Here is a 6,309-nt window from a genome sequence, read left to right on the forward strand (position 1 = left end):
GTGGCACGTCCTTTCGTCGATGCGGGGTGATGTCCGCATAGTCCCCGGCGGGCGGGACGTTCAAGCGGCCCGACTTACCCTCCGTCCCGACTCCTCGTCCGGTCCGGCTCGCCGTCGGCGCCAGCGCACCATCAGGCCCGGCCGCAGTCAGCCGGCGAGCAGGCGCCCGGTCAGGTAGGCCTCGGCGAGATCGCAGCTCTCGCGGGCGTACGCCGGGATGCTGGGCACCGCGTCGGAATGCGGGTGGGTGCCGAGCCACGCGACGAGCAGCAACCGACGCAGCAGCACGAAGGTCGGGATCATCGCGACGTCCGCGGCGGTCAGCGGCAGCCGCCGCTGGTAGGCGGCGAGCCACGCGGCGACGAGATCACCAGCGGAGTCGAGGTGCTCGATGAACGACAGCGACGCCGCGAGATCCCACAGGTACCACCCGAAGCCGCAGTCGTCGAAGTCGATGACGCAGACTTCGTCCGCCTTCGCCGCGCCCGCCGCGGCGATGGTTCCGGCGCCGTCGGGGACGAGGAGGTTCGCCATGCGCATGTCCGCGTGGATGAGCCCGAACCGGTCCGGCCCCCTGCCGAAGGCCGACAGCCGTCCCTCGGCGACGGTGGCGGCCCGGCCCAGCAGTTCCACCGCCTCGCGCGCGGCGGCACCCCGCGATCCCAGCACGGCGGCACCCCGCGATCCCGGATCGTCCACGCCCGCTGCTGCATCCGCGCCGATGACGACGGCCTCGCCCAACGCGGTATGCAGGCCGGACGTCCAGCTCCCCCACCGGGCGGCGGGGCCGAGGGTGCTCTCCCACGTCCAGGCGAAGCGGGCGAACGACGGTGGGCGGGCCCAGCTTCGGGCGTGCCGATGCAGCCGCGCGGTGATATCGCCGAGCTGGGTGAACGCCCCTCGCAGCGCGGCCGGTTCCAGCGCCTCGGGCGAGCGGCCGTCAACCCATTCGAACAGCACGGCATGCCGCTCGGCGCCGCCGTCTGCGTCGCCTCCACCACCCGCACCACCACCTGCGCCACCGCCCGCGCCATCACTCGGGGTGCCCTGTGGTCGGGCGGTCGCGGTCGCCACGGAGGCGCCGGTGCGGGTCGGGACGACGGGCGGGGTCCGCACGACCCCGTCGCCGCGCAGGGCGCTCACCCAGGCGAGCTCGCCGTGGATCTCGGCGAGGCTGTGGTAGCCGGGGCGGTGCAGGCGCAGCGCCCAGCGACGCCCGCCGGCGAAGTCGTCCACCCGGTAGGTGATGTTCTCCGAGATGTGTAGCAGGGTGGCCTTCGGCGCCGGGCCAAGATCGTAGGCGGCAAGCACCTCGTCGACGGTCTCGTCCAGCCCGATGAGCCCCTCCACCGAGGTTGCGCTCATCGCACCGCCCACCGACCCGCCTGCGCTGCCCCCGCCGCGCCGGGCGCAGCGGCGCCCGCGTTCCTGTTCCAGTCCTCCGGCACGGGGAGCACCGTAATACGGCTCGATCGTCCGTCCGGGCAAAGATACGTACCGTTACGCGAGCGAGTGTGCCGGCGAGCGACATGCGTCGGCGAGCCTCAGAGTGCGTCGGCGAGCCTCAGAGTGCGTCGGCGAGCCTCAGAGTGCGTCGGCGAGCGGAGTGCGTCGGCGAGCGGGCAGCGCCGGGGACGGGAGGTGGCCGCGTTGGCCTACCGGGCGACGTTGCGCGGCGAGCGGCATGTGTTCGCCGATCTGGCGACCCTGTTCGCGAAGGCGAACGAGATGAAGTCCGGCGACGAGCTCGCCGGAATCGCCGCCGGGTCGGCGCGCGAGCGGGTCGCGGCGAAGCTCGCGCTCGCCGACGTCACGCTCGGCGAGATCATCGCCGCGCCGCTGATCGACGACGCGGTCACCGACCTGATCCTGCGCGGCCACGACCCCGCGTTGTTCGCCCCGCTGGTCTCGCTCACCGTGGGTGAGTTCCGCGAGCTCGTGCTGTCGCCGTCGTTCCCGGCGCGCTGGCGCGATGACGGCCTGGCCCGCGCGATCACCCCCGAGATCGCCGCCGCTACCGCGAAGATCATGAGCGACAAGGACCTGATCTGCGCGGCGAAGCCGCTGCGGACGGTCACCCGCTGCCGCAACACGATCGGCGAGGCGGGCGTCCTCGGCGTGCGGGTGCAGCCGAACCATCCCGCCGACGACCTGGAGGGCATCCTGCTGTCGGTGCTCGACGGCCTGCTACACGGCTGCGGCGACGCCGTGCTCGGCGTGAACCCGGCGCGCGAGTCGGTCGAGCAGGTCGGGACGATCCTGCGCGGCCTCGGCGCTCTGGTCGACGCGTTGGCGCTGCCGACGCAGACGTGCGTGCTCGCGCACCTCACCACCCAGCTAGCCGCGCTGGCCGCGGGGGCCCCCGTCGACCTGCTGTTCCAGTCGGTCGCCGGCACGGAGGCGGCGAACAGGAGCTTCGGGATCACCCTGGACCTGCTCGCCGAGGGCCGCGAGACCGTGCTCGCGCACCATCGCCAGGACCGGCCGGGCGACTTCGTCGGCGAGCAGGTCATGTACTTCGAGACCGGGCAGGGCAGCGCGCTGTCCGCCGACGCCCACCACGGCGTCGACCAGCTCACCTGCGAGGCACGGGCGCACGGGGTGGCGCGGGCGTTCGACCCGTTCCTCGTCAACTCGGTGGTCGGTTTCATCGGCCCGGAGTACCTCGCCGACGCCCGCCAGATCACCCGCGCCGGCCTGGAGGACCATTTCGTCGGCAAGCTGCTGGGCCTGCCGATGGGCTGCGACGTCTGCTACACCAACCACGTCGACGCCGACCAGAACACCAACGACGACCTGCTCGTCCTGCTCGTCGCGGCCGGCTGCACGTTCGTGATGGGCGTCCCGAGCGCCGACGACGTCATGCTCGGCTACCAGTCGACGAGCTACCACGACGCCGCCGGCATGCGGGAGCTGTTCAACCTGCAGGCGACGCCGGAGTTCACCGCCTGGCTCACCGACCGCGGCCTGCTTGTCGACGGCCACCTCGCCGACCCCACCGGCCCCGTGGCCGCCCTGCTCACCGCCGGTCTCGACGGCGCCCTCGCCACCCTCCCCACTCCACCCGCCGTCCCCTCGGGCCCGACCCGATGACCCCCGGCCACGCCCCCGACCCCGACCCCGCCTCCGTCACGCCGGCCGACGCCATCCCACCTGCCGGCACCGCATCCCCCGACCGGACCAGGCCGGGCCGGGAACCCGAGGCGTCGACGGTGGTGCCGGTGGATCTCGCGGCGCTGGCCGAGCGGGTCCGGGCAGTGACGCCGGCGCGAGTGTTCGTCGGCCGGACCGGTACGTCTTACCGAACGGCGAACCTGCTGGCACTGCGGGCCGATCACGCCGCGGCCCGCGACNCCGTCGACGCCGAACTGGACCTCACCGGCCCCGCGCTGACCACGACGACCGAGCGGTACGGCCTGTTCGCCGTGGGATCGGCCGCCGCCGACCGCGCCCAGTACCTGCGCCGGCCGGACCTGGGCCGGCGGCTGTCCGACGAGGGGCGCGCGCAGGTCGCCGCCCGCTGTCCGCCCGGCGCGGATCTCCAGGTCGTGATCGGCGACGGCCTGTCCGCGGCGGCGGTGGACGCCCAGGTCCCGACGCTGCTGCCCGCGCTGCTCACCGCGGCGGCCGAGGCAGGCTGGTCGACCGGCCAGCCGTTCGCGGTGCGCCAGTGCCGCGTCGGCATCATGAACGACATCGGCGACCTGCTGCGCCCCACGGTGATCGTGCTGCTGATCGGCGAGCGCCCCGGCCTCGCCACCGCCGAGAGCCTTTCCGCCTACCTGGCCCACCGCCCCCGCTCGGGCCACACCGACGCCGACCGCAACCTCCTGTCCAACATCCACCGCCGCGGCCTCCCGCCGGCGAAGGCGGTTGAGCGCATCACCGGCCTGATCGATGCGATGCGCACGTTAGGCATCAGCGGCGTCTCGATCAAGGAACCGACCGCCATACGGACCCTCCNCACCACCGCGCCGCCCGAAGCGGATCCAACCTCCAGCACCTGAGACGGCTGTGATGCGCAGCGCGCCATGAGGGCTGGACGTCTGCCACTGAACCGCGATCGCGGGTACCCCGGAAGATCGAGTGATGTGATCACGCCCTATCGTGAAGCCATCCGGAAAAATGCGAACGGGGGCGGTTCGATGGGCGAGCGGGTCCAGGTCTCGATGTTCCTGAGCTGGTGCCACAGCGACGCCGACGCCAAGCAGGCGCTGCTCGGCCAGCTACACCTCGATGGCCTGGCCGGGGTGCGGGCCGAATGGTGGGAGGACTCGCACCTGCAGATCGGTGAGGACTGGCGTCGGNAGACGCTCGACCAACTCGCCAAGTGCGACTACGGGCTGCTGTTACTGAGCCCCGGCTTCTTCGCCAGCCGCTTCATCCTGGACGTGGAGCTCCCCCGGCTGCTCGGACCGGACGTCGACAAGGTCCTGCCGGTGATGTTGAAGCGGGTCCCGATCGACGGCTCGTGGGACCTGCACGGGGTCGACACCCGGCACATCTTCACCTCCAAGGGGCGCTGCTTCACCGAGACCCGCGGACCGAGCCGGGAGAGGTTCGCATTGGATCTAGCGACCGAGATCCGGCGTCGCGTGCTGAGCGACGCAGCCTGATGCGGCTGCCCGGTCGGGCGGTGCTGCGGCACCTGGATCGACTCGCCGACGATCTCACGCCCCGGCAGTTGGCTCGGCTGCGGGCGTTGGCCGACCTGATCGGCGACGACGGGCGAATCCCGATGCCGCAGGCGTTGGACGTCGCCACACCCGGCGGCGGTGATGTGAAGGCGCAGGACACCTTCCGCAAGTTCCGGGCCGCCCTCGACGAGGCGGCGTCCGCAGCCGGGGTAGACCTGCGGCTGGTCAGCGACCGACGTAAGGCTCCGCCGGCCGACCGGTTCTGCTGGTTCGAGGGCGCCGACGTCACCGGCGAGGAGTTGGCCGAGCGTTCCCAGCGAGAGGCGAGGCGACGAACCGGCGACGAGCCGGTGGCGGCGTCGGTATCCGAGGTGCTCCAACCGGTCGTCCACGTAGAGACGGCTCCGCAGGCGTCCAAGGCGCTCCGCAGGCGGGAACGGCTGTTCATAGAGCTGCTGACCGAGCAGGTCGCCGCGCTCCCCGGCTACAGAGTCACCAGCCCACTCGACATCCCGCTCGGCGTCAACGTCGGGGCTGAGCGGCAACGGCTGCGCGAGGCGGCCGACGTGGTGGTGGAGCTCGACAGCGNCGCCGCCCGGAGGTATGCCCCGCGGGGCGCGACCGCTCGTCGGCCGCTCCGATTCGCCCTGGAGGGCGTCGTTCCGCGAGCGTCCGTCACCGGGAACGCCGCACTGTGTGCCGACCGACCGTTCAGCCAGTGCCGGGATCGCGTCGCCCGGCTGCATTTCGTCACGACGGTCCTGGCGATGGTCGACGACCGCCTTCGGGAACCCCTTCCGGCCAGGCAGGAGCCATGGCCCAGTGCCGAAGCGCCGGCGTGGGCGCGTTACGAGCCGGCGGCAACGGGCCGCACCGGCACCCATGCCTGGGACCGCTCCGGCCGAGAGGCATGGGCCCGGAAGATGATGAGCCGGCGGCCCCTGGACGTGACGCCAGTGCCCCCCGTGGCCGGTGAGACCTCGCTCGCCGCGGGAAGCCCCGGCGACCCGATGCCGCGGCACCTGGGCGAACCGACGAGGGCGGTGGCCCGCCTGCTGAGCTGGGCGGTCGACGAGTCGCCGGGCGCCCGTCACCTGTGCACGCTGCTCGGCGACGTCGGGATGGGCAAAACCACCACCGTCAAGCTGTTTACCGAGGCGCTGCTGGACCGCCGCCGGCAGCACGGCCCCGCGGTGCCGCTGCCGATCCTGCTCGATCTGCGGGATCTGCCGCCAGCGGTGGCACGGGAGGGAGCCAGTCTCACGAGGATCGTGCAGGCGCTGCTGGACGCCGGCAGCGCCAGCGCCAGCGCCGGCCCGTCGGCCGCGCAGGTGCTGGACATGGTGGCCGAAGGCGGCTGCGTGCTGATCTTCGATGGACTCGATGAGGTGCTGGTGCACCTGGAGCCGCACGCCGGCCAGATGTTCACCCGGATGTTGTGGCGCGCCACTGAGGACACCTGGCAGTCTCGGACGGCCGACCGGCGGGGAGCCCGGCCGAGCCGGCTGCTGCTGTCCTGCCGGACCCACTACTTCCGGTCCGTCCGGCACGAGACCACACACTTCAATGGCCAGCACCGCGACGGTCCGGATGGCGCCGATTATCTGGCCCTGTTGATGCTGCCGTTCGGCGAGGATCAGGTACGCGCGTATCTCTCGGCGAACGAGCCCGG

At 72.5% G+C, this 6,309-nt stretch carries 4 protein-coding genes and 4 pseudogenes; 7 read left to right on the plus strand and 1 reads right to left on the minus strand.

Going from position 1 to position 6,309, the window contains the following annotated elements:
* Positions 1-147: 147 nt before the first annotated feature.
* Positions 148-1,365, minus strand: coding sequence for a phosphotransferase enzyme family protein (locus FF86_RS26010; RefSeq protein ID WP_044887739.1), 1,218 nt, complete (start codon positions 1,363-1,365; stop codon positions 148-150).
* Between the two features lie 285 nt (positions 1,366-1,650).
* On the opposite strand from FF86_RS26010, the gene eutB reads away from it, so the two are divergent.
* The 7 genes and pseudogenes from eutB to FF86_RS57965 form a co-directional block, all read left to right on the plus strand.
* The gene (eutB, locus tag FF86_RS26015; protein WP_044887761.1) at positions 1,651-3,093 is read left to right on the plus strand and encodes an ethanolamine ammonia-lyase subunit EutB; all 1,443 of its coding nucleotides are present in this window, start codon (positions 1,651-1,653) and stop codon (positions 3,091-3,093) included.
* Positions 3,090-3,353: ethanolamine ammonia-lyase light chain EutC (locus FF86_RS57960; protein WP_242419635.1), on the plus strand; the 264-nt coding region annotated here is incomplete at its 3' end. The genes eutB and FF86_RS57960, both read left to right, overlap by 4 nt.
* A 1-nt stretch (position 3,354) precedes the next feature.
* Positions 3,355-3,963, plus strand: a pseudogene (locus FF86_RS26020) (ethanolamine ammonia-lyase light chain EutC); the annotation flags it as partial.
* 206 nt (positions 3,964-4,169) lie between these two features.
* Positions 4,170-4,307 (plus strand): annotated as a pseudogene (locus tag FF86_RS68380) (toll/interleukin-1 receptor domain-containing protein); the annotation flags it as partial.
* A 1-nt stretch (position 4,308) separates the two neighbouring features.
* Positions 4,309-4,616 (plus strand): annotated as a pseudogene (locus FF86_RS68385) (toll/interleukin-1 receptor domain-containing protein); the annotation flags it as partial.
* Positions 4,616-5,225: pseudogene (locus FF86_RS68390) on the plus strand (hypothetical protein); the annotation flags it as partial. The pseudogenes FF86_RS68385 and FF86_RS68390, both read left to right, overlap by 1 nt.
* A gap of 455 nt (positions 5,226-5,680) precedes the next feature.
* The coding region (locus FF86_RS57965) for an NACHT domain-containing protein (protein ID WP_242419636.1) at positions 5,681-6,309 on the plus strand (629 nt) is incomplete at its 3' end.

The sequence above is a fragment of the Frankia sp. CpI1-P genome, assembly GCF_001421075.1.
Classification (GTDB): Bacteria; Actinomycetota; Actinomycetes; order Frankiales; family Frankiaceae; genus Frankia; species Frankia torreyi.

What these genes read in the sequence shown, in the direction of transcription:
- FF86_RS26010 (WP_044887739.1), bottom strand. Translation starts at nt 1,365, where the DNA reads ATGAGCGCAACCTCGGTGGAGGGGCTCATCGGGCTGGACGAGACCGTC.